A 22,617-nucleotide genomic window follows, 5' to 3' on the forward strand; every position below is an offset into this window, starting at 1 on the left:
TTTTTTTAAAAGGAGAGATAAGCAGGATGAAAAAAAGAACAGTTTCTATGGTTTTTATAATATTGATAGGCTTAATGTTATCAGGATGTGGAAGCGTTAATCAAGGTGGATTATCAATATTTCCAAAATCAAAACAAGGCTGGATAGGAGATCCTATGCCTTTTTTCGATGGTAAGAACTTTCAAGTGTTTTATTTGGAAGACCTTAGAAATGGTGATGAGGGATATCATCCATGGAGCTTATTTACAACAAATGACTTCTATAGCTATAAAAACGTAAACGCTGTTATCCCATATTCTCAAAATACATCTGATCAAGATATTGCATTGGGTACCGGTTCTGTAATAAAAGATAAGGACGGGTTATATCATGCTTTTTACACAGGACATAATCCAACGAAAGTACCGAAAGAAGCAATTATGAGTGCTACAAGCAATGACCTTAAAAATTGGACTAAAATACCAGCAAACACATTTTTTCCTTCAGAGCAGTATTCTGCTGATGATTTCAGAGATCCGTATGTTATTTATAATGAGGATTATAAACAATATTGGATGCTTATAACAACTAGACAAAATAATAAGGGTGTAATAGCATTATATACATCACCGGATCTGAAAAAATGGGCTGATGAAGGAATATTATTTACTAATGATATGGGAAATGATTCAAATATGGAATGTCCTACCTTAATTAAATATGGTAAATATTGGTATTTAACTTTCTCAGATCAATCTGCACAACGTGTTGTTCATTACAGAATAGCAAAGGATTCGAAGGGTCCATTTAATAAACCAAAACTAGATTATTTTGATGGTAACGGTTTTTATGCTGGAAGGCTTGAAAAGGATTCTAAGAATCTTTATATGTTTGGGTGGACACCAACAAAGGTAAATTATGATGATGCTGAGAAATATGACTGGGCAGGAAATTTAGTAGTACACCAGATTAAGCAGCAAGAAAATGGTGAACTTTATCCTTCTCCTATTGAAAAAATTGTAAAAAAGTTTAATCACTCAATTAAGCTTGATGCACTTGCTCAAACTCAAACAGTGAAATATTCAAAGCATGACTATTCTTTTTCAGGAGAACATTATGAGGTAGTAACTTTCCCTAAAATTGAAGGAATAAATAAAATTACAGGAAAAATAAAGATTAAATCTAAAACCAGTAGATTTGGGTTTATGTTCAATGTTGGGAAAGATGGTATTTCTCCTCTGAATATTGTTATTAATAATGAAACAAAGCAGCTCGAATTCTATAATGTTGCGACTGATAAAATTTTAAGTTCAGATCCTCAATCAGTAATCCCACTGGAATTTAAAGAAAATGATACTTTGGATTTTACATTGATAACAGAGGATTCAGTTTCTGTTTTATATGTAAATAATAAAGCCGCGTTAAGTTCACGGGGGTTTACTATGAATAATAATAAATGGGGAATATTTTCAATAGATAGTAATGTTGAATTTAGAGATTTGAAGCTAATAAACATGCCTAATTGGAATTAAACACCTTATTGACAGTTGCACTGTCTACAATTTGAATAAATTTTTTAACTTTGTCATTTTCATCAAACTCATATAGATGACAAAAATCAGCAATAAAGGATTTTCCGGTTAATTTATAGGTTCCGCTATATTTTCCATAGACGATAACAATGTTTTCATTAAATGTATATATATCGTCTTTAGCAGAATAAGCTTCCCATTCTGTTACTGTCAATTTTACATTATTTTGTTTTGTTTCAATTGTTTTAATCATAAAATTCTATCTCCTTTATACTAAAGTGTTTTTTAAATATTATGTGTTTAATCTTGATTATTCATGATCTCAAATTCTAGGCCATTTTTAAAAATAACTATAGAATTTGAGTTTATTTATTTGGTCAATGATCCAATGTTTTTTTCAATACGGGTTTTAACTTCCTCAAAGGGTAAATAACCAGAGGATACCAAGGTTGATTTTGCATTATTGACCAAAATTAAACTTGGATATGAGCTTACATCTAACTCGCTTGCAAAGTTAAATTGCTTAAAAGTCAAATCAATTAATTTCTTTGAAGAAAATTCTTTTTTGAAGCTATCACTATCAATTCCGAAATCTTCAGCTATTTTAGAATAAACCTCTACATCATTCATATTTTTACCATTAATAAAAAATATAATCAAGGAGAGTTTAAACCAGATTATATAGGAATGAAAGTAGATAAAAATAGCTTTAGGAATATTGGCTATGGGTTTGGGATAGTTGCTATAATGTTTATTTTGAGTTATTGTGCAATGTATACTTTTGGTATTATAACTTTTAAGGGTTATGGATTCGCTGGTCAATCACCAATAAACACTATTGGGACAATACTTCTAATACTTTGTACTACAGCTTTTCCTGGATTTTGTGAAGAAATAGTATATAGAGGGGTTATACAAAATTATTTAATGAAAAAGATGAGTACTCCATTAGCGTTGTTAATAGGTGCCATATGTTTTTCAATAACACATATTGGAAGATACCAGGATTTGATGTCATTATTGTGTATAGTTGTAATAGGGAGTGTTTTTGGATATATATTTGTAAAAACTAAATCTTTATACCTATCTATTGGATTACACTTTGCTTGGAATTTTTTCAGCTCACTTTTCGGTATTGGAAAATCAATGTTTAATACAAACTTTATTTTAGTGTTTGAAAGCTCTAAAACTAGTGATTTTTTTGCAAATCTAATAATAGCAATCACATTTAGCATATTATTTTTTGTTGTGGCATTTAAGTATAAAATGGATGAATCAAAAGGGAATTATAATTTGATAAATAAATCATAAATGGAGCCAGCGGATAAATTTATCTGCTGGCTCCATTTCTTTGGGTTTATATAAATTTATATTTAATTAAAGGGGGACTCTAATTAAAAAAAATCAATTACTTTCTATGTACTTATAATAACAATTCTTTGTGTCATTGTAGTGACAAAACTAAAGACTAATTGTAAATTTTCAACACTTATTGACAGGAGTGGTAATCTATGCTAGTACCTAGTACCTAGTACCTAGCACCTTAATAAATATTTTGAATATAACATATGGTATTGACTTGTTATGTTAAATTTATTGTAACATTCTTAATTAAGGTATTAGAATATTATTTGATTTAAAAATGCTAGACTATTATAGCTATAATAGTCTTTAGTGCACCAATTCTGCTTTTACTACAAACCTCTCAGGTGCGTCTCCTATATAGGAGAAAGGGTAACAAGTTACAAGCGTAAGTGTAGATTTTTTATCTTTTTCACTTATATATTTGTCATCCGGTTTTACTATTTTTGTTTCGTATATCGTATAAGAAAATGTACCTGTATAAGTTTCAATTACAATCATATCGGACAAAGCTACTTTCTTCAATCCACTAAATACTCCATCTCGATGTCCAAAAATAATGCAATTACCCTCTATACCTGGTAATGAGGATGAGAGATAATGTCCTGAACCTTTTAAAAGATCCTTTTCATCAGTTCCCTGAATAATAGGAATTTCTTCCTTAGTATTCTTAATAAGAATCTTACCCATTATTTCACCATTTTTTATATCTTTATTGAATATAGACTGTTTAATTATTTTAATTTGTGTGTTGTTTCCACTTTTTATTTTAGCTGATTCTTGAGAATTATTCTGAACATCTACAACATGGGTTTTATTATAATTCCATGTATTTAAAGATTGTTTATATGTTGATTTTGCTGAATATATTTTGTATGAGGCATAAACTATAAGTGAAATTGAACTTATACATAAAAATATAGAAGTTATTTTTACTAATGATGATTTTTTCAATGTATTGCCCTCCTATAAAAATATTAATAAAAAGAGTCCGTTAGTTATACTATCGGACTCTTTTGTAATCACTTACTTTACTTTTTTTCTTTTGCTGTCATAAATCCACAACCCTAGGCCAAACATAAATGTCATTAACCCTATAATAATATAATTATAGTATGGCGTAGCTGTCTTTGGCATACTCTGTGTTGATATCGTTGTTGGTGTTGATATTGCCGCTGGTGCTGCTACTGGGTCTGATATCGTTGTTGGTGTTGATATTGGTGTTGGCGCTGCTACTGGGTCTAATATTGTTACTGGAGTTGGTGCTACAGGAGTGGTTTCTACACTGTTGGAAACCTTACTATCTCCTATTTCATTGGTTGCCTTAACATCAAATGTGTATCTTGTTCCATTTGTTAATTCTTTTACTATTACTGATGTTGCTGTTGAATGTGTATCCACGGTTTTAATTAAAGTCTTCCCTGAATATACATCTATTTTATAATCTGTTATTTTACTTCCACCATTATTTTTAGGTGCTGTGAAATTTACTGTTGCTTGTCCATTTCCTGCTACTGCGTTTGTTGCGACTGGTGCATCTGGCACTGTGGCCACTGCTACAGGTATTGTTTCTACTCTGTTTGATATTTTACTATCGCCTACTTCATTGGTTGCCTTAACATCAAATGTGTAGGTTGTTCCATTTGTTAATTCTTTTACTATTACTGATGTTGCTGTTGAATGTGTATCCATGGTTTTAATTAAAGTCACCCCTGAATATACATCTATTTTATAATCTGTTATTTCACTTCCACCATTATTTTTAGGTGCTGTGAAATTTACTGTTGCTTGTCCATTTCCTGCTACTGCGCTTGTTGCGACTGGTGCATCTGGCACTGTGGCCACTGCTACAGGTATTGTTTCTACTCTGTTTGATATTTTACTATCGCCTACTTCATTGGTTGCCTTAACATCAAATGTGTAGGTTGTTCCATTTGTTAATTCTTTTACTATTACTGATGTTGCTGTTGAATGTGTATCCACGGTTTTAATTAAAGTCTCCCCTGAATATACATCTATTTTATAATCTGTTATTCCACTTCCACCATTATTTTTAGGTGCTGTGAAATTTACTGTTGCTTGTCCATTTCCTGCTACTGCGCTTGTTGCAATTGGTGCATCTGGCACTGTGGCCACTGCTACAGGTATTGTTTCTACTCTGTTTGATAATTTACTATCACCTACTTCATTGGTTGCCTTAACATCAAATTTGTAGGTTGTTCCATTTGTTAGTCCTGTAACTATTGCAGATGTTGCTGCGCTGTATGTATCCACTGTTTTAATGAAAGTTTCACCTGAATATACATTTATTCTATAGTCTGTTATATCACTTCCACCATTATCTTTAGGAGCATCAAAATTAACTTTTGCCTGTCCATTTCCTGCTACTGCACTCGTTGCTAATGGTGCTTCTGGTGTGGTAATAAGTGGAATCTTTCTGTTGTTATCAAATTCATCGAACATAAAATTTAGAGGACTATTATGATTATTGTTACTATAAGTATATATATTTTTTAAAGAAGTGGATGTCATAAATACATCTTCACCAACGGTGGTAACACTATCAGCATTAGGTATTATTACTTTGGTTAATTTTGAACAGCCATAAAATGCTTCAACTCCAATACTTGTAAGAGTATTAGGCATTATTACGTTGTTTAAAACTAAACAGGCCATAAATGCTTTAGCTTCAATACTAATAAGACTATTAGGCATTTTTACGTTAGTTAAAGCTTCACAATGCAATCTACTATCATGCAACATGTTGACAGTAGCATTCTTCACAGAAAGTTAAATTTGTTTTACATTTATTGGTTGGATGGTGCGACCACGTTACAGAAACTGTATGTTTATCTTTTGTTTTTACATGATTATCAAAGTCCATTCACCTACAAAAGTATTTCTTTTTCCTTTGCCTCTTTTAGCCATGTCGGAAATTCATTTAATAATTTATTATATAATTCTTCATCAGAAATTTTATCTACATCATCAAGTGAAAAGAAATTTGCATTATCCACTAATCTTCCTGGCATAATATCAAGTTTTTCAAGAATACCATAGTTTGCATTACCTATTCCTATAAACTGCCAAAACAATGGATAGTTTGATGATTCAATCATTATCTGTTTTATTTCCTTATTTTTATGGATACCACCATCACTTATAAATACTATAAAAGCAGGATGTTTACTTTTGTTTTCCACAGTATAATAGTTAATAACATCCCTCATTACTGGTGGCTCATCATTTGCTCCAAAGATTTTACCATCGAATAGGCCTTGCTTATTTTTCTCTAAAATCTCTCTGTTTATATAATTTTCATAATTATCCTCATTTACTGGGGGAAGTCTATGAAACCTGTGATCGAATATCCACATATCAAGAAAACCATCATCATCAAATTTAGCGGCCACAGCTGTAATACGATCGACAACTTTTTGAACTTTGCCTTCTTTATAAGAAGAAAACATTGAACGTGAGATATCTATTACTAATGCTACTCTTGATACAACTCCTATTAGTTTTTTCTTTTCTAATACTATTTTTACTTTATTTTTTAAAAGGTTTATTTTTGATAAATTAATTGTTGGTACGCAGGGGTCTTCAATTTGTTTTTCCTCTTCAACGCTAATTCCAAAGTTTTCACAGAGAGCTGCAAGTCCTCCGTTAAACCCGCTTCCAATAGCATTAAATTTCCATTCACCCTTATGTCTGTATATTTCTGCAGCAACTATAGCTGTTTCAACGATAAATGGATTTCCTATATTATAAGAAAGCACCTCTTCATTAGTATCGTCATTAAATATGTGAACTGCTATATTGCGGACCTGTTTGAAGCTTTGATCCTTTTTTTCATAATTATGCATGGTTATAGTAAATGCTATTTTCTCAACTGCTATTGGCATAGTTCTTAAGTTTATCTTTATTGTCTCACGTGCGCCATTAGCTGAATTAGTTATGTGGGTAACGGAATTTCCACCTCCACATGGGTTATTGTAAAATATAAAATCCTCATCCTTTGCTACTTTTCCTGTAGAACCAAGAAGAAATGCAGCACCATCAATTTCAAAATCTACATGTTCTAAATCACACACAGTCCAATTCAAGTGTACAGTTAATCTCTCAAGTCCAGGGGTTGTTTTTGTCATGTCTACCTTTTGACCCTTTTTCACCAAAATATCCATCAATTTACTCCCTTCTTTATCTTTAGGTATTGGTAAGGTATTCTACAATATGCATAACCCTAACCTTTTTTTACATCCTCAAAGGTATTTATAGTTTAAATTAATTCTTTATATAATTATATAACATTTGGGGATTGCTTAGCAAAACAAATTGATAGGTATTGTTGTTAACTGCGTTAAGGAATATAATAATGAACCAAAAGAAACTCAAACAACAGCAATTAACATGTTAAAGAAAAACCTTGGAAATAAAGTTTTTGAAAACTATTTGAGCGCTGGCGATGGTACTTAGAATCAAGCTAATAAAGAATAAGCTTTATCATAATTACTGTAATAATATGTTCCAATCGCATGATATTATACTAATTATAAAGATAAAAGAATACTAGTAATATAGGAGATTGATTATGGGGGAGATAATTATGGATAGTTGTAAAGTTATTAGTATTCTAAACTGGAAGGGAGGAGTGGGAAAGACAACACTGACTCATCATTTAGCAACAGGTATGCATAATATGAATTTTAAAGAAATTGGAGATTATTTTGAAATTAAAGGAGCTCCAAGAATTCTCTTAATTGATGCAGATGCGCAGTGTAGCCTTTCTACGATATGTTTAGGAGAAGATTTATTTGAAGATAAAATAGTTAAAAAAAAGGGTAAAACGCTGAATGATTTAATCGAAGCATTCTTAGTGGATGGCAGTCAAAATTTAGATGTTAGAGAATTTATAATAAAGAAGTCGGTTAGAGCAGATATAGATAAAAAATATGCTAGCATTGACTTAATTTCTTCACATCCTGATTTAATATTTACAGATATGAACATAGCAGTATACTCAAAGCCTGATTTTAAGAATAACCTTGTGAATTCGTCAATGTATAAGTTTCGAATGATAAACGATATTATAAAGAGGGTAAAAGACGATTACGATTTAGTATTTATAGACTGCCCACCAAATTTATACTATGTTACTCAGAATGCTTTGTTTGCCAGTGATTATTACTTGATACCAACAATACCAGATAAACTTTCTTGTTATGGAATACGCTCTATTTACAATAAGGTAAATGATTTGAATGATTTGTTAAAACAAAGTTGTGCTGGGTATGTAGAAACAAAGTTGATAGGTATTGTTGTTAATTGCGTTAAGGAATATAATAATGAACCAAAAGAAACTCAAACAACAGCAATAAAATATTTGAAAAAAAACTTTGGAAACAAAGTTTTTAAAAACTATTTAAGCGCTGGCGATGGTATTCCAAAAGCATATGAACTTAGTTATCCAGTATTTCAGTTAGAGAAGTCTAAGGCAGTTGCTGCAAAACAGTGCGAACAAATCAGAAATATTATTAGAGAATTTTCATCACGAATTTAAATGAGAGGTGCAGATATGAAGGTGAAAGAGTTAATAAGCATTTTTTCAAGAGCTGAGAAAGTTTTAAAACTATATGAAAACAAAACAGTGGATGAGATGATTGATGATATATACTTAAGGTTATGTACTACAAATATTGAAGACAAATATTTAGAAACATCTAATAACAATAATAATAATAATAATAAGAAAAAGACAGTTTCTAATATAATTATGGACCAGAATATTTATAAAAAAATTATTGATGAAATAAAAGATAAAGAAAAGCGAGAAATTATAGATCATATACAAGAGTTGAAAAAAGATGAGCTTATTCACTTAGCAAAATCATTAGATTTAAAGCTTAATAAAAGTAGTAAGAAAGGTATTATGATTGAAAGTATTGCAAGTTATTTTAGTTCTATTAATTTAAATCAAAAAGTAAGTGAGAGAAATGAAGAGGAATTACAGAAATTTATAAATTCAAATAAATAAATTTGTTTTAATTTATGACTAAGCCTATTAACAAATTAGTTTGTTAGTAGATACATTTAAGGAATCGGCTAAATGAAATATATCTACGTCCAATATATTCTGTAAATGCATTAAAGTTGATAATTGCAACTGGTGGTTCATATGGAATAAGGAAAATCTTCAATTGAGAACTCGAAAGTATCTAACATAAAATAGCAAAAGTTTATATCATAGAGAAATCTATGGGATAGGCTTTTTCTAATTATTTTAACCACAAATCAGTAATTAATGACAAAAATGTTACCTTATATAAAGGTATTTGGAAATTAATGTAGAATTATATCATATGAAAACTTAAGTGATTATAGGAAATTTATATATGAATAATTTGAAATTGTCAAATATGCACAATACTAATATCTCTTGGTTTTGGTAAATCAGCAAGTATCAAATATAAATACCTAGAATATCATTTGAATTTTAAAGACAACTACATTTATAAGTTATTGGATAAAGATTATATGGAAAAGTCAGTTGAATGTATTGGCAATGAGGTTGTTGACATATTTAAAGCGATAAACAAGTCGAGTAAGTTAAAAAGGTTATTACATAAGAGGGCATGAAGGAAGTGAGAGTAATGGAAATACTATTTGAGTTGTCAAAGAAGCTTTGGTATCTATGGGTGTTAGTTATTGGAGCAGGGGTATTAGAAATTTTCATGCCTAAGATCAAAGGATTCCTTGGTGAAAAGTCTGTTGCTCTTTTATTATCAGGTCTTGATAAAACAAAGTATAAGTTAATTAACAACATAATGCTACGAGTTGGAGATAAAACAACACAGATAGATCATGTAATAGTATCTAACTATGGTATTTTTGTTATAGAAACTAAGAATTACAAGGGTTGGATTATTGGCAATGAATTTAATGATAATTGGAAGCAGGTAATTTATAAACGTAAAGAAAAACTGCAGAATCCAATAAAACAGAATTATGGACATATACAAGCATTGAAAGAGATTTTAAATGACTTTGGAGATATAAATTATATTTCAATAGTAGCTTTTACAACAAGGGCGGAATTAAAAGTAACATCAAAAACGGATGTCGTGTACACTATAAATTTGCCTAAGACAATTAAGAAATACATGTCTGAGAACATAACTGATTTAGTTAAAGAGGATGTATATGCAAAATTAATTTCTTTAAATGTCGATAGTAAAGAAACTAGAAAAACTCATGTTAAAGCAATTCACAAGACATTAGCTAAAAAAGATATTAAAGTTAATAGGGATATCTGTCCTAAATGTGGTGGGAAGTTAATATTAAGAAATGGCAAGTATGGTCAATTTAAAGGGTGTAGCAGTTTTCCTAAATGTAGGTTTATTGCAAAATAGCAGTTAACACCATTAATTAACTATGGGGCTGGACTGTCACCTGAAAACAGTGAAGGCTGTTTCTATAAAATAATATTCGATATGAATATAATCTTTTATAGGTAGTTTACATTTATTGGTCTGCTGACACGACCCCGTTACAGAAATTGGTAACGAAGTGGACAAGTTCTGAGTATAATATGTAGCTAAACAAATTGTGGTTACAATTTGTTCATGTCCCCCGGTTTTTTTTATGAGCGAAGCGAATTTGCTAAAATTATAGTGAGAATGTATTTTTATATTATAAATAGTTTCTAAATATAAAGGGGGGTGCTGTTAGTATGGAAGGATTTAAAAAAGAACTTTTAAACATTGAAGAGAGAAGTGACAATGAATTATATTTAACAATAGTTGAATTGGGGAAATCAGAAGAGAAAAATTCCATAGATAAGTTAAAATATATTCTAAGGACTGGATTTAAACATGAATATGACAAAAAAATAATACCGTATTTAACATGCTTATCATTAATTAATAAAGGTATAGTAGGAATAAAAATAATAAAAGATTCTATAATAAGATCACCTAGACTTACATGGAGTAATGTTTTGTTTCATACTTTGCTAAATATAAGTGAAGGATTACTTCCTAGAAAGGCTATAGTTGGGTTTGAAGATTTTGAAAAAACCATAATAATTGATGATGACATTATTATGGCCGCCAAAAAATATCTATTAGACTTTTTTCATGAATCAAAAAATGATTATGAAAAGTTTGAGGCTGTCATAAGTTTTTTTTATATGGAAAATATGTATGTAGCATTCAATCGAGAAAATAATAAAGAATTAAGAGATGGTTTTTTCAGCTTAATATTTCAAACAAGTATAAATATTTCTTCTGGAATTATAGAGGAGTTTAGAGATTTAATTAAAGAAGAATTAAAGGAAGAAGAGTACCAAATATTTTTAAAAGAACATCTAGTATTTTTAAATCCATTAGCAAAACAGATAATAGATAAGAGACGGCTGGGAGATGATTATATAACAGACTTTGTAATTCATTTAATAAATGAAGAGTATATATTAGTTGAAATAGAGAAACCCCAGGATAATATCTTTACAGCTAATAATGAATTCTCTAGTAAATTCACACATGCATTTGGGCAAGTATTAGATTTTATTAATTGGATAGAACTTAACATTTCTTATGCGCAAACAAAATTACCTGGTATAAAATCTCCAAAGGGAATCCTGATTATGGGTATGAGAAGTACGATGTCAGAGATACAGAAGTTAAAGTTAAAAAAGTATAATGAAAATAGTCATAGTATACAAATATCAACATTTGATGATTTATTATCTAATTCAGAGAGATTATTAGAAAATTTACTTGCGTAAATCCGCTAACTGCAAAAGGGATAGTAAAAGACATTTTGATTTAGTAGAGCGTTATTAATGGAAGAATTCTGCTTAATGACACAGCAAGTATTTTAGAAGGTATATATGCAGACTTAATGGATTATATAAATATATGTACATACGAGGAAATAATTTAGGTGGACTATAGTATAACAAAAGGATAGGGTGAAGAATAATATTTTTTAAAGTTGTGGTCGATGGTGATTCCATTAAAATGAAAGTAATAAATTAGGGGAGGGAATTCGAAGATTTCAAGGGCAAATATGCCAGAGTGCAAGAAGTTGATTCGGAATTATGTTGATAAAACATTTGTATGTTAGGACCACGTTGAAGTAATATTCAATGTGGTTTTTACTATGCTAAAGGATTATTAAATATATAAGAGTTAGTCTTAAGCAAAGAAGGTTAGTCCATTTATTTAAGAGGTATGAAATAGTGGATAGTTAAGTTTTACTATTTATTATAAGGTCTTATAACTCCGATAAAGCTGGTATTTTAAAATAACTCATAATTTGTAGAATATAAGTAAATATTCTAATTAGAAGCTAATAATATAAATACAGGAAAAGTTTAAAAAAATGGTTAATATGTTATAATTTATAAATATATAGATTGTAGTGAGGTAAAATAAGCTCTTAGGTAAAGTTTATCATTAATTTAGGTAGTTTTTATAATAGGATAAGTAAAAAAATCTGTACTGTATGTAAAGGGGAGAGGTAGGTATGAGTGAAAATAATGTTAGTAATGCTGTGGACATGCTATTCGATGAAAGAAAAAACTTTATAATAATTGGACTAACTGGGAGAACAGGTTCAGGGTGTTCTAAAGTGGCGAAAATTTTATCAACAGAGAAATTTGTTGATTTAGAGTTAAATAAATCTGATTCTACTAAATTTAAAGATAATAATGAACGTAAAGATTCTATAGTATATAAATATATGGAAAAAAACTGGAGAAAATTTCAAACGATTGAAATTAGGAATGTAATTACGTCATTTATACTAGAAAATAATTTTGTTGAATTCAAGGAATATATGTTTGATAAACATAAAGTACCAGTGGGAATCTTAGATATTTTAGAAGAGGAATATAATGAAAAACACAATAAAATAATAGAAATTAATAAGAAATTATATAAAAAGGAAAGTGAATCAAATGAACAAAATGTATCCGATTTCTATATAAAAGAATTGTCTATTTATACACAAAGATTAAGACAAGAATTAAATAAATATAATGAAACCACATATACATTATTATATCAAGACATAGCTAATAATATTAGATCATCAGGAAATGCATTTTCAAGAAATTTTGATCCGGATAATATTTTTAAATTATCTGATAGAACTAATCATATAATTAAGATATTACGTGCAATAAATAATAATAGTAATAAAGAAAACCCACAAAAGGAAGGTAAAAGTACATTAATTGTAATCGATGCATTTAGAAACCCATATGAAGCGACATTTTTTAAAGATAGATACTCAGCTTTCTATTTGTTTTCTGTAAATTGTAATTCGGTAGATAGAGAAAAACGAATTGTTAAAGATAAGAATTTAAGCCCAGAGCAAATAAAAGAAATAGATAATAGAGAATATCCAGAGAATCAAGAGGGTGAAGAAATATTTTCACATCAGAATATAGAAAAGTGCAATGAGTTATCTGATGTTTATTTGTATAATCCGAATTCATATAATCAACAATTAGAAAAGGATATATTGAAATATATTAGTTTGATATTACATCCTGGAATTATAAGTCCTACTCATATAGAGCGATGTATGCAGATAGCTTATAATGCTAAAGTAAATTCAGGCTGTATATCCAGACAGGTTGGAGCAATAGTTACTGGTGAAAATTTTAATATAAAATCCATTGGTTGGAATGACGTTCCACAAGGACAAGTGCCTTGTAATTTAAAGAATTTGTTGAATTTGTATCCTGTAAAAGATGAGAAAGCTTTTAGTAAATATGAATTAGAAAATGGTGAATTTAAGGATTATGTAAAAAGTATTAGAGCCAATCCGGAAATAGATATAAAAAAAGTAGAAGTAAAAAATAAATTAAAGGGAAGAACTATATCATATTGTTTTAAAGATATTTATAATGGAATAAAAAACGATAAAAACCAAGTTCATACAAGATCACTTCATGCAGAGGAAAATGCTTTTTTACAAATTTCTAAGTATGGGGGGGTAAAATTAAAAGATGGATGTTTATTTACAACAGCTAGTCCATGTGAGTTATGTGCTAAAAAGGCATATCAAATTGGAGTGAAGAAAATATACTATATCGACTTATATCCAGGTATATCTGGTAGTCATATTTTGAATAATGGAGATAAAAGACCGGATTTAATATTATTTAATGGGGCTATAGGGCGAGCATATACACAGTTTTACACACCAATTTTACCTTATAAAGATGAAATTTATATGTTATTAAATTTAAATTTTAAGTATGTTAATATGCTGGAAGATTCTATGGAAAAGATAGTCAGGAATTTATTTGAGCAAGGATTAACTATAGAGAATATATCAAAGGCTGTAGAAATTTGTAAACAAGATATCGAAATGATTGTTAATAAGGTAATTTAATTTTATAAAGGAAAGATAAAAGTATCAAGCTAAAGAATTAACATCAAATTTAGTGGGTTTCACCTATTGTGCGTCGCCTCCACCATACATAAACAACAATTTTGATACCATGGAATACCCTTGAATTCAGGGGCGTTTGTTGTTTTTTAGGGGGGAATACATTGTGTAAATTGAGCTGAAGGCCATGAATTTATAGGCTGGAATGGAATAAATGCACACTCCTATGGATTTTGAATTATAGGGTGTGCATACTTTTTAGCGGAATATAATAAAAACAAGATAACAAGAAGTTATCCTGTTGCGGAATGTCAGTTGTCGCATATATTTTTACTTTTATTTTTATAATAACATGCTCTGCTGCAATATTTGATTTGTTTATAGCTCAATTCATTTCCACAATATAAACATATTTTATGGCTTGTGATTATACAGACATTCTTCTATCAGATAATTTGTTAACACCAGAATAAATAATAAGTAAACTTATTCAGTACGGCACCATTAAAGCCCTAGAAGTTTTAATCTTCTAGGGCTTTTGACATTTTTTAAATTGCTTACAATCAATTACAATTTTGATAAGTAAGAAACAGAGAGAGTTCATAATTGTTACAAAGATTAAATAAGCACTTTTATTATAAAAATTCACGAAATAATATAGTCAAAAAGATCTTCTCTTACAGGAGTATATAATTGATATTTAATTTCCACAGCAGCTTTATTTGTATTTTTCATAATAATGGGATTAGGAGTTCCAGTAGCCTTAATTTTACCTAGATAATAAAATTCATTTGATATTTTATCATCCTTATTTTTTCTTACAAACAAACTCATTTCAACATTATCTTTTTCAGAATTGTATATTTGTACAACATCAGGAGAGCTTTCTTTTCTACTTTGTTTAGATATTGCAATTAATTGTGATGTAGATTCAAATCTATCTTCATAGTTTATAGAATCACTAATATCTTGAGATTTCTTATAATTAATAAATACTGGAAAGGTTTTGGTTTTTATATTAAACTTGTAACCTCCAATATTAGTGGCAACCTCATTTTTTTCCCATTCTAATAATCTACACACATCCTCATATGTATATTTTTGATACAATTGAAAATTTGTATCCATATAATGATTACCGTAAGAGCTTTTATATCTATATATACCAAAGTAAATAAGTTCAACAACTATTTTCTTGAATTCTTCATTTTTTAAGTTTTCAATAAAAGCATCTGACGTTCTATACTCTAAACTATCTTTTTCTAAGAAGATACAATCCTTATATGTTGATTTAGCGCTTCCACTAGCAAACTGATTAGTAAGCACATTTACAATTGAGGTCTCCGTGTTTTCCTTAAAAGTTATATCATATTCTTCTTTTAGAATATGTTTTAGCCTAGATATTAAATCAAACTTATTATTTATTGCACATCTAATCATTTCTAACTCATGGATTCGTTTCCCAGAAGCAAGCTTTTTAGAAATAAACTCTATAAATGATTCTTGGACAGCATTAAGCTGCACCGTATATTCTTTTTCATATTTCGTTAAAAACTTATGATATGATCCTAGGCTATTATTATCGAAAATCCTAATAGGATCAATGGAGTCATGTAAATCAAAATCACTTAATCTTGGAATTTTACCTAGCTTTTGTTTTAAACTATTGTAGCTCTCCTTAATAAGTCTAATATCATTAAAATTGACTTTATCAATAGATTCAAAAATACGTTTTTTAGAAATTTCATCAAAATTCACAGTAGAGCAACCAGGAATTATTCTATTACCTTCCATAACATATTTTCTAATAGTATCTTTATTAAAGGTTCGATCTCCTGAAAGTGCTATAGGAATCAAAAAGTTACTATCATAGTTTCCAACAAAGTCTATGATGACAACAAATTCTTTATAATCATATTTTCTAAGACCACGTCCTAATTGCTGTATAAAAATTATAGCAGATTTTGTAGCCCTTAACATAACAACTTGATTAACTGATGGTATGTCTATTCCTTCATTAAAAATATCAACTGTAAATATATAATCTAAACAATTAATTACTTCATCTTGTTCTAAGCGCTCAATAGCTGCTTCGCGTTCTAGTTGTGTATTATCTCCAGTTAATGCTAATGTTCTTAAGCCACGAGTATTAAACTTAACTGATAATTCTTTAGCTTCTTTTTTATCACTACAAAATATTAGTCCTTTTACTCTATCACCACAATAACCATAAAAGTTAATTTTATCGATAATATGATTAACTCTTTGGTCATCTACTAAATATTTAAAATCTGTAGTATCATCTAATCCAGCACCATCTATAGATATATCTGTAATTCCAAAATAGTGGAATGGACAAAGTAAATCTTCCTCTAAAGCTTGTTGGAGACGGATTTCATATGCAACATTATAATCAAACATTTTAAAAATATCAAAATCATCAGATCTTTCTGGAGTAGCTGTCATACCTAATAAAAATTCTGGCTCAAAATAATCCACAATCTTTTGATAACTAATAGCACCAGCCTTATGAACTTCATCTATAACAATATAATCAAATTCATTCTTAGGAAAGCTTAATAATATTGCATCTTTTGATAAAGTTTGAACTGTTGAAAATATAAAATCTTTATCTATATCTTTTGAGTTACCTGAAAGAATACCCATGCTTTTAGTATCCCCAAAAACATCTTTAAAGCTATCTAGGGCTTGTTTTAAAATTTGTTCTCTATGTACAATAAATAGCGCTCTTGATGGATTGAAATTTCTAATATCAAAAGCTGATAAATATGTCTTACCCGTACCAGTAGCTGAGATTAATAAAGCTTTTTTAGCCCCATCATCTCTTACCTTATCTAAAGCTTGAATTGCAGATACCTGCATTTTATTTGGCTTTAGTGTGTACTGAGAAAGTCTGGGAACACTACTTTTCCTAGCAAGTTCTCTTTGTTTTAAATATATCTTTTCGTAAGCATCAATCCACTCTAAAGTTAAATTATCAGCTTCATGCCACATAGATCGGAACTCATTTAATACTTCATGTGTTAATGAGCCTTCCACTAAAGAAGATATCTTTATATTCCATTCTTTATTTTTAGTTAATGCTGCTTGAGTCAAATTAGAACTACCAATGATAAGCCTATAATGATCACTATGTTTAAAAATATATCCTTTAGTATGAAAGCTATTTTTAGAATATAACCTAATATGGATATTGGAAAACTCTAAAAGCTTCTTTAGTGCCTTAGGTTCACTAAAGTTCAGATAATCAGTGGTTAAAATTTCACCTTTGATTCCCTTGTTCTCTAAGTATTTAAAGGTCTCAAGTAAGGGAGTAACACCGCTACTTGTAATGAAGGCCACAGATATCATAAACTGATCGCAGTTCATAAGCTCTGCAACAATATCACTTAATACTTTACTACCTTTACTGTAATCATTTAAAATAAGCTTGGGGTTCAATGCTAAATTGGAAGTTACCAAGCCGTTTATTAATCCTGTTTCATTAGCGGTTAAAATTTCCTCGGCAATATTAATTTGAGCATGACGGCTTTCGTCAATTGGTTTAAAATCTATAATAGACTCTAAATTTTTATGTTTACCTATTTCAGTTAAAGTTTTCAAACTTACATTTCACTTCCTTCGAAAGCTGCTTATTTTATCTATGAATATATAATTAATTCTTGGTTTTAAAGTTAGCTGTTAATTATATTATCACATATATATACGTTTATAGGGGTATGTGGTTTCGTTATAATTTCAATAAATGTGGTGGCTGTTAACAATCTCCACATGATGTGATTTCACTTAATATTATAACAGATATGTATAATTATAACTTGGGAAATTATTTTGAAAAATACAATCGGATTCTGATTTTATTAGTAGTATTAGCTAATACTTAAGTTGTGTTAAAATTTATTTGCAATAAAATAATCTAAACCAACATAAGAGGATGAGATGGATGTTTATATGTAAAAATCAGAAAAGGTATAGCATTTTAGAATGCTATACCTTTTCGAGTGTTAGCTGATTTACAGCATTTATATCTGCTGGAGCCCAGTTTAAAGAAAGTAGATTCTCTCTAAGTAACCATATTAATTTTGAATGTTCACTTGCGGTAGGAGTACCGGATGTTATGCGGCACTTAACAGTAATTAGATTTACTATAAATTTATCATATTCATGAGTATTATCATTAAATATATCGGTAAATTCAACATCACAAGCAAGTTCTTCTTTTATTTCTCTTTCAATAGCTTCTTTTAAAGTTTCACTACCTTCTATTTTACCACCAGCAAACTCCCACATGTTTGGGAGAGACATTATTGGTGAGCGAAGAGCACATAAAATTTCATTGTTTTCATTTTCGATAATTGCGCCTACAACTTTTATTAATTTTTTCATACAAAACACCTCTAGATAAGTTTAGCATAAAAGGGGTGAATGTAAAAGTTATGGGTTGGTAATTATAATTTTTTGTCAACATCCACAATTTGATCATCAATTTCATATAAATCATCTATTGATCTTAACTAAATATAAATAGTGATCTTTTATATTCACACAAATGTTTTAATATTTGAGATTTTTTTGGCTTTTTAAAAAAAATTTAGTGTTAGAAAAGTTGATATTATTAAATTATTTTTCAGGATAAGGAACTAATATAAACGTAGTTTTCTGATATATGTACTATTAAGAAACACTGAGGTGTGAAGCAATATCACCTTGATACTTATTTAGTTAGATTAGACTTTAGAGATCTTAGTGAGCTCTTTTGTTATTCACAATTTTAATCTAATTTAATTATAATTTATATAAATAATGTTCTAAACAGTAATTACTTTAACCTTTCTAACATACTTTATCCAAGCCTAAAATATATAATTAGTATAGGAATATTAATGTCTTTTATGATGCTCCAATATGTTAAAGAGCAAAGGTGGCGATAAATTAAAATGAAAATGAATACAATAGATTCCACAATAATAGATAATAAAAGTAGGGGAACCGTTGGGGATTTCCTTAAAGCCAATATTGAAAAAGATTCAGAAATGTCAATTGTATCGGCATATTTTACAATTTATGCTTATATGGCTTTGAAATATGAATTGAATTCTATAAACAAATTAAACTTTCTCTTCGGAGAACCCTCTTTTTTAAGGTCAATAAATCCGGATAAGACTAGTAAAATGGAGTTTAAAATAGAAGATGATAAATTGACAATTCCTATTGAAAAGAGGCTAAAACAAAAGAATGCTGCAAAGGAATGTTCAGAATGGATTGAGAAAAAGGTAAACATTCGATCAATAGTTAAATCGAATTTCCTTCATGGGAAAATGTATCATATTAAGAAAGTGAGCAAGCTAGAAAAGGCAGTTATTGGTAGTTCCAATTTCACTGTAAATGGACTTGGATTATCAAATAATCCTAACATTGAATTGAATGTAGAAATTGATAGTGATAGAGACAGAAAGGATATTTTAAACTGGTTTAATGAACTTTGGAATGATCAGTCGGGCCTTGTTGAGGATGTAAAAGATGATGTATTAAAATATCTTAACCTTTTTTACCAGGACAATAGTCCACAAATGGTTTATTACAAAACACTATATCATATATTTGAGGGCTATATTTCTGAGCAAAAGGAAAATGATTTAATTGATGAAAGAGCAGGTTTCTTTGACACTGAAGTATGGAAAATGCTTTACGATTTTCAAAAGGATGGTGTTCGAGGAGCGATAAATAAAATAATAAAGCATAATGGATGTATAATTGCTGATAGCGTGGGACTTGGCAAAACCTTCGAAGCACTTGCTGTAATAAAGTATTTTGAGTTGTTAAATTATAAGGTACTAGTGTTGTGTCCTAAAAAGCTTAAAGAAAATTGGACAATATTTAGACGTAATGATAAATTGAATTTTTTAAATAATGATAGATTTAGCTTTGATGTGTTATGCCATACAGATTTAAGTAGAGAAGCAGGATATTCTGGAGATATCAATCTAGCAACGATAAATTGGGGAAATTATGGATTAGTTGTCATAGATGAGTCTCATAATTTCAAAAATGATAATATAGGAAAAAAAAATGAGAACGGTAATATAAAATTAAGTCGTTATGGACACCTAATGAACAATATAATTAAAGCTGGCATCAAAACAAAGGTGCTGCTACTATCTGCAACGCCTGTAAATAATAATTTGAAGGATTTAAGAAACCAAATATATTTTATTACAGAGGGCAAAAATGACACATTAAAAGAGACATCACAAATTTTAGATATTAAACAAACAATAAAAAATGCACAGACTCAATTTTCAAATTGGGCTAATCCAACGAAAAATCCGAATCGATCAACAAGGCGGTTGCTTGAAAATCTTGATTCATCATTTTTTAAATTGCTTGATGAATTGACCATATCTCGTTCACGACAACATATTATGAAATATTATAATGTAAACAAAATAGGCAAATTTCCAGTAAGGCTAAAGCCTATATCGAAAGCTCCTGGTATAGATATAAAAAAAGAATTTCCGAGCTATGATGTTTTAAATAGTGAAATCTTACATTACAAGCTTTCTCTTTTTAAGCCATCATCATATATTAAGGACGAATTTAAAGCTATATATAGATCTAGAGAGAAAGAATCAGGTTATAATTTTGATCAAGAAACAAGAGAAAACTATCTTATAGACATGATGAAAGTGAATTTTTTAAAAAGGCTTGAAAGCTCTATTGAATCATTTGAAATCTCAATGAAAAGAACTGTTGATAAAATAGAAAGTGTTGAAAATCGTATATTTAAATTTTTAAACGGTAACAATAGCGATCAGTTAGAATATGATCATTTAATGCTGCTTCCAGAGGATGAGGATAATGAAGATACAACAAATTTAATTGGAGGTAAACTTAAGTTTAATTTGGCTCATTTGAATTTAGATTTATGGCTAAAAGACCTTAACAGTGATAAAAAACAATTAAAATATCTGTATGATATTGCAGAAAAGGTGACTATTGTTAGAGATGAAAAATTAAGTGTTTTGATGAAAGTTATAGAGGGGAAACTCACTAATCCTATCAATATATTTATTAGTAGTGAGGGAAGAGAAAAAGCTAATAAGAAAATACTGATTTTTACAGCATTTGCTGATACAGCGGAATATCTTTATGCTTCTTTAAATCAGTGGGTTGTAAATGATTTAAATTTAGACATAGCTTTAGTTAAAGGTGGAAATGAAAATAAAACAACGTTCAAACCAGAGGGTTTTAAAAAACAGCTTGGTTATAATGAGATACTTGTAAACTTTTGTCCTCTTTCTAAAAATAGAAATAAAATGGGGAATATGCCTCAAGAGAATGAGATAGATATTCTAATTGCAACTGATTGTATCTCAGAAGGTCAAAATCTTCAGGATTGTGATTATTTAATTAACTATGATATACATTGGAACCCTGTTAGGATAATACAAAGGTTTGGGAGGATCGATAGGATAGGGTCCATTAATTCCAAAATTCAAATGGTGAATTTTTGGCCTACAGATGATTTGAATAAATATATAAAACTTAAGGATAGGGTTGAATCTAGAATGACATTGGTGGATATTACTGCATCTGGTGAGGATAATGTACTAACTGATGATCAGATAAAGGATGTTATTGAAGGAAATATATCCTTTAGGGATAAGCAACTAATTAAGTTGAAGGATGAAGTCCTTGACTTAGAGGACATTGAAGGAAATATAAATTTAAGCGAATTTAATCTAAGTGATTTTAGAGTTGATCTTGTTAATTATTTAAAGGCAAATGAAAAACTGTTAAGAGATACTCCCTGTGGAATATATGCTATTGTTTCATCTCCACAGAGTGCATTAAAAAACAACAGTAAATATGATGAATTAAACTCAACCGTGAAGAGTATGTTAAACCCCGGAGTAATATTTTGTTTGAAGAAAAAAGAAACAACAAAATACAATGAAACAATGAATCCATTGCAAGCGTATTTTTTAGTATACATGTATGAGGATGGAAATATCAAATACAACTATACTAATGCAAAACAAATTCTTGATATATATAGACTTCTATGTAGTGATAGAGAAACCCCGATTGATGAATTATGTGATCTCTTTAATAAAGAAACTAACCAGGGAACTGATGTAGATAACTATACATTGCTCTTAAAGAATGCGGTATCAGAAATAGGGAGAATATTTAGAAAACGTAGCTTAAAAGCACTACAATCAACACGTAATGCTGTACTTATTTCAAAAGAGAATCAAATTAATAATGCCAATGACTTTGAGTTAATAACATGGCTTATCATTAAATAACCAAC

16 protein-coding genes are annotated in these 22,617 nt (G+C 29.3%); 9 read left to right on the plus strand and 7 right to left on the minus strand.

The window, feature by feature from the left end:
- Positions 1–26: 26 nt before the first annotated feature.
- On the plus strand, positions 27–1,511 hold the full coding sequence (locus KPL55_RS01170; RefSeq protein WP_216304867.1) for a glycoside hydrolase family 32 protein: 1,485 nt from the start codon (positions 27–29) through the stop codon (positions 1,509–1,511).
- On the opposite strand, the gene KPL55_RS01175 is transcribed toward KPL55_RS01170, so the two are convergent.
- Both KPL55_RS01175 and KPL55_RS01180 read right to left on the minus strand, forming a co-directional pair.
- Positions 1,498–1,764 carry a nuclear transport factor 2 family protein gene (locus tag KPL55_RS01175; RefSeq protein ID WP_216304868.1) on the minus strand — a complete coding sequence of 89 codons (267 nt, stop codon included), beginning with the start codon at positions 1,762–1,764 and terminating at the stop codon, positions 1,498–1,500. The genes KPL55_RS01170 and KPL55_RS01175 overlap by 14 nt on opposite strands.
- A 116-nt stretch (positions 1,765–1,880) precedes the next feature.
- The gene (locus tag KPL55_RS01180) at positions 1,881–2,171 is read right to left on the minus strand and encodes a DsbA family protein (RefSeq protein ID WP_281418783.1); all 291 of its coding nucleotides are present in this window, start codon (positions 2,169–2,171) and stop codon (positions 1,881–1,883) included.
- A 27-nt stretch (positions 2,172–2,198) separates the two neighbouring features.
- Here KPL55_RS01180 and KPL55_RS01185 point away from each other — a divergent pair, with 27 nt between their 5' ends.
- Complete coding sequence (locus KPL55_RS01185) at positions 2,199–2,822, plus strand: CPBP family intramembrane glutamic endopeptidase (RefSeq protein ID WP_216304870.1); 624 nt, start codon at positions 2,199–2,201, stop codon at positions 2,820–2,822.
- Between the two features lie 360 nt (positions 2,823–3,182).
- On the opposite strand, the gene srtD is transcribed toward KPL55_RS01185, so the two are convergent.
- The 3 genes from srtD to KPL55_RS26910 form a co-directional block, all read right to left on the minus strand.
- Entirely contained in the window at positions 3,183–3,827 is a 645-nt protein-coding gene (gene srtD / locus KPL55_RS01190) for a class D sortase, LPxTATN-specific (RefSeq protein ID WP_216304871.1), read from the minus strand.
- A gap of 72 nt (positions 3,828–3,899) precedes the next feature.
- Positions 3,900–5,636 (minus strand): fibronectin type III domain-containing protein, encoded by a 1,737-nt coding sequence (locus tag KPL55_RS01195; protein ID WP_281418784.1) that lies wholly within the window; start codon positions 5,634–5,636, stop codon positions 3,900–3,902.
- Between the two features lie 125 nt (positions 5,637–5,761).
- Complete coding sequence (locus KPL55_RS26910; RefSeq protein ID WP_216304873.1) at positions 5,762–7,057, minus strand: VWA domain-containing protein; 1,296 nt, start codon at positions 7,055–7,057, stop codon at positions 5,762–5,764.
- 151 nt (positions 7,058–7,208) lie between these two features.
- Here KPL55_RS26910 and KPL55_RS01205 point away from each other — a divergent pair, with 151 nt between their 5' ends.
- From KPL55_RS01205 to KPL55_RS01230, 6 genes are all read left to right on the plus strand, one after another.
- Complete coding sequence (locus KPL55_RS01205; protein ID WP_216304874.1) at positions 7,209–7,349, plus strand: hypothetical protein; 141 nt, start codon at positions 7,209–7,211, stop codon at positions 7,347–7,349.
- 130 nt (positions 7,350–7,479) lie between these two features.
- Positions 7,480–8,433, plus strand: a complete 954-nt coding sequence (locus KPL55_RS01210) for a ParA family protein (protein WP_216304875.1) — start codon at positions 7,480–7,482, stop codon at positions 8,431–8,433.
- A 15-nt stretch (positions 8,434–8,448) separates the two neighbouring features.
- On the plus strand, positions 8,449–8,907 hold the full coding sequence (locus KPL55_RS01215; RefSeq protein WP_216304876.1) for a hypothetical protein: 459 nt from the start codon (positions 8,449–8,451) through the stop codon (positions 8,905–8,907).
- Positions 8,908–9,523: 616 nt separating this feature from the next.
- Positions 9,524–10,282 (plus strand): NERD domain-containing protein, encoded by a 759-nt coding sequence (locus KPL55_RS01220; protein WP_216304877.1) that lies wholly within the window; start codon positions 9,524–9,526, stop codon positions 10,280–10,282.
- A 320-nt stretch (positions 10,283–10,602) separates the two neighbouring features.
- Positions 10,603–11,658, plus strand: a complete 1,056-nt coding sequence (locus KPL55_RS01225; protein WP_216304878.1) for a Shedu anti-phage system protein SduA domain-containing protein — start codon at positions 10,603–10,605, stop codon at positions 11,656–11,658.
- Positions 11,659–12,401: 743 nt separating this feature from the next.
- Complete coding sequence (locus tag KPL55_RS01230) at positions 12,402–14,282, plus strand: dCMP deaminase (RefSeq protein ID WP_216304879.1); 1,881 nt, start codon at positions 12,402–12,404, stop codon at positions 14,280–14,282.
- A 642-nt stretch (positions 14,283–14,924) separates the two neighbouring features.
- Here KPL55_RS01230 and KPL55_RS01235 read toward each other — a convergent pair.
- On the minus strand, positions 14,925–17,903 hold the full coding sequence (locus tag KPL55_RS01235; protein ID WP_376770418.1) for a DEAD/DEAH box helicase: 2,979 nt from the start codon (positions 17,901–17,903) through the stop codon (positions 14,925–14,927).
- Positions 17,904–18,287: 384 nt separating this feature from the next.
- The gene (locus KPL55_RS01240) at positions 18,288–18,686 is read right to left on the minus strand and encodes a (deoxy)nucleoside triphosphate pyrophosphohydrolase (protein WP_216304880.1); all 399 of its coding nucleotides are present in this window, start codon (positions 18,684–18,686) and stop codon (positions 18,288–18,290) included.
- A 551-nt stretch (positions 18,687–19,237) separates the two neighbouring features.
- Here KPL55_RS01240 and KPL55_RS01245 point away from each other — a divergent pair.
- Positions 19,238–22,612 carry a DEAD/DEAH box helicase family protein gene (locus KPL55_RS01245; RefSeq protein ID WP_216304881.1) on the plus strand — a complete coding sequence of 1,125 codons (3,375 nt, stop codon included), beginning with the start codon at positions 19,238–19,240 and terminating at the stop codon, positions 22,610–22,612.
- Positions 22,613–22,617: the final 5 nt, after the last annotated feature.

The sequence above is a fragment of the Clostridium lacusfryxellense genome, from assembly GCF_018861735.1.
In the GTDB taxonomy this organism is placed as follows: Bacteria; Bacillota; Clostridia; order Clostridiales; family Clostridiaceae; genus Clostridium_AD; species Clostridium_AD lacusfryxellense.

What these genes read in the sequence shown, in the direction of transcription:
- KPL55_RS01170 (WP_216304867.1), top strand. Translation starts at nt 27, where the DNA reads ATGAAAAAAAGAACAGTTTCTATGGTTTTTATAATATTGATAGGCTTA.
- KPL55_RS01175 (WP_216304868.1), bottom strand. Translation starts at nt 1,764, where the DNA reads ATGATTAAAACAATTGAAACAAAACAAAATAATGTAAAATTGACAGTA.
- KPL55_RS01185 (WP_216304870.1), top strand. Translation starts at nt 2,199, where the DNA reads ATGAAAGTAGATAAAAATAGCTTTAGGAATATTGGCTATGGGTTTGGG.
- KPL55_RS01195 (WP_281418784.1), bottom strand. Translation starts at nt 5,636, where the DNA reads ATGTTGCATGATAGTAGATTGCATTGTGAAGCTTTAACTAACGTAAAA.
- KPL55_RS26910 (WP_216304873.1), bottom strand. Translation starts at nt 7,057, where the DNA reads ATGGATATTTTGGTGAAAAAGGGTCAAAAGGTAGACATGACAAAAACA.
- KPL55_RS01210 (WP_216304875.1), top strand. Translation starts at nt 7,480, where the DNA reads ATGGATAGTTGTAAAGTTATTAGTATTCTAAACTGGAAGGGAGGAGTG.
- KPL55_RS01215 (WP_216304876.1), top strand. Translation starts at nt 8,449, where the DNA reads ATGAAGGTGAAAGAGTTAATAAGCATTTTTTCAAGAGCTGAGAAAGTT.
- KPL55_RS01220 (WP_216304877.1), top strand. Translation starts at nt 9,524, where the DNA reads ATGGAAATACTATTTGAGTTGTCAAAGAAGCTTTGGTATCTATGGGTG.
- KPL55_RS01225 (WP_216304878.1), top strand. Translation starts at nt 10,603, where the DNA reads ATGGAAGGATTTAAAAAAGAACTTTTAAACATTGAAGAGAGAAGTGAC.
- KPL55_RS01230 (WP_216304879.1), top strand. Translation starts at nt 12,402, where the DNA reads ATGAGTGAAAATAATGTTAGTAATGCTGTGGACATGCTATTCGATGAA.
- KPL55_RS01240 (WP_216304880.1), bottom strand. Translation starts at nt 18,686, where the DNA reads ATGAAAAAATTAATAAAAGTTGTAGGCGCAATTATCGAAAATGAAAAC.
- KPL55_RS01245 (WP_216304881.1), top strand. Translation starts at nt 19,238, where the DNA reads ATGAAAATGAATACAATAGATTCCACAATAATAGATAATAAAAGTAGG.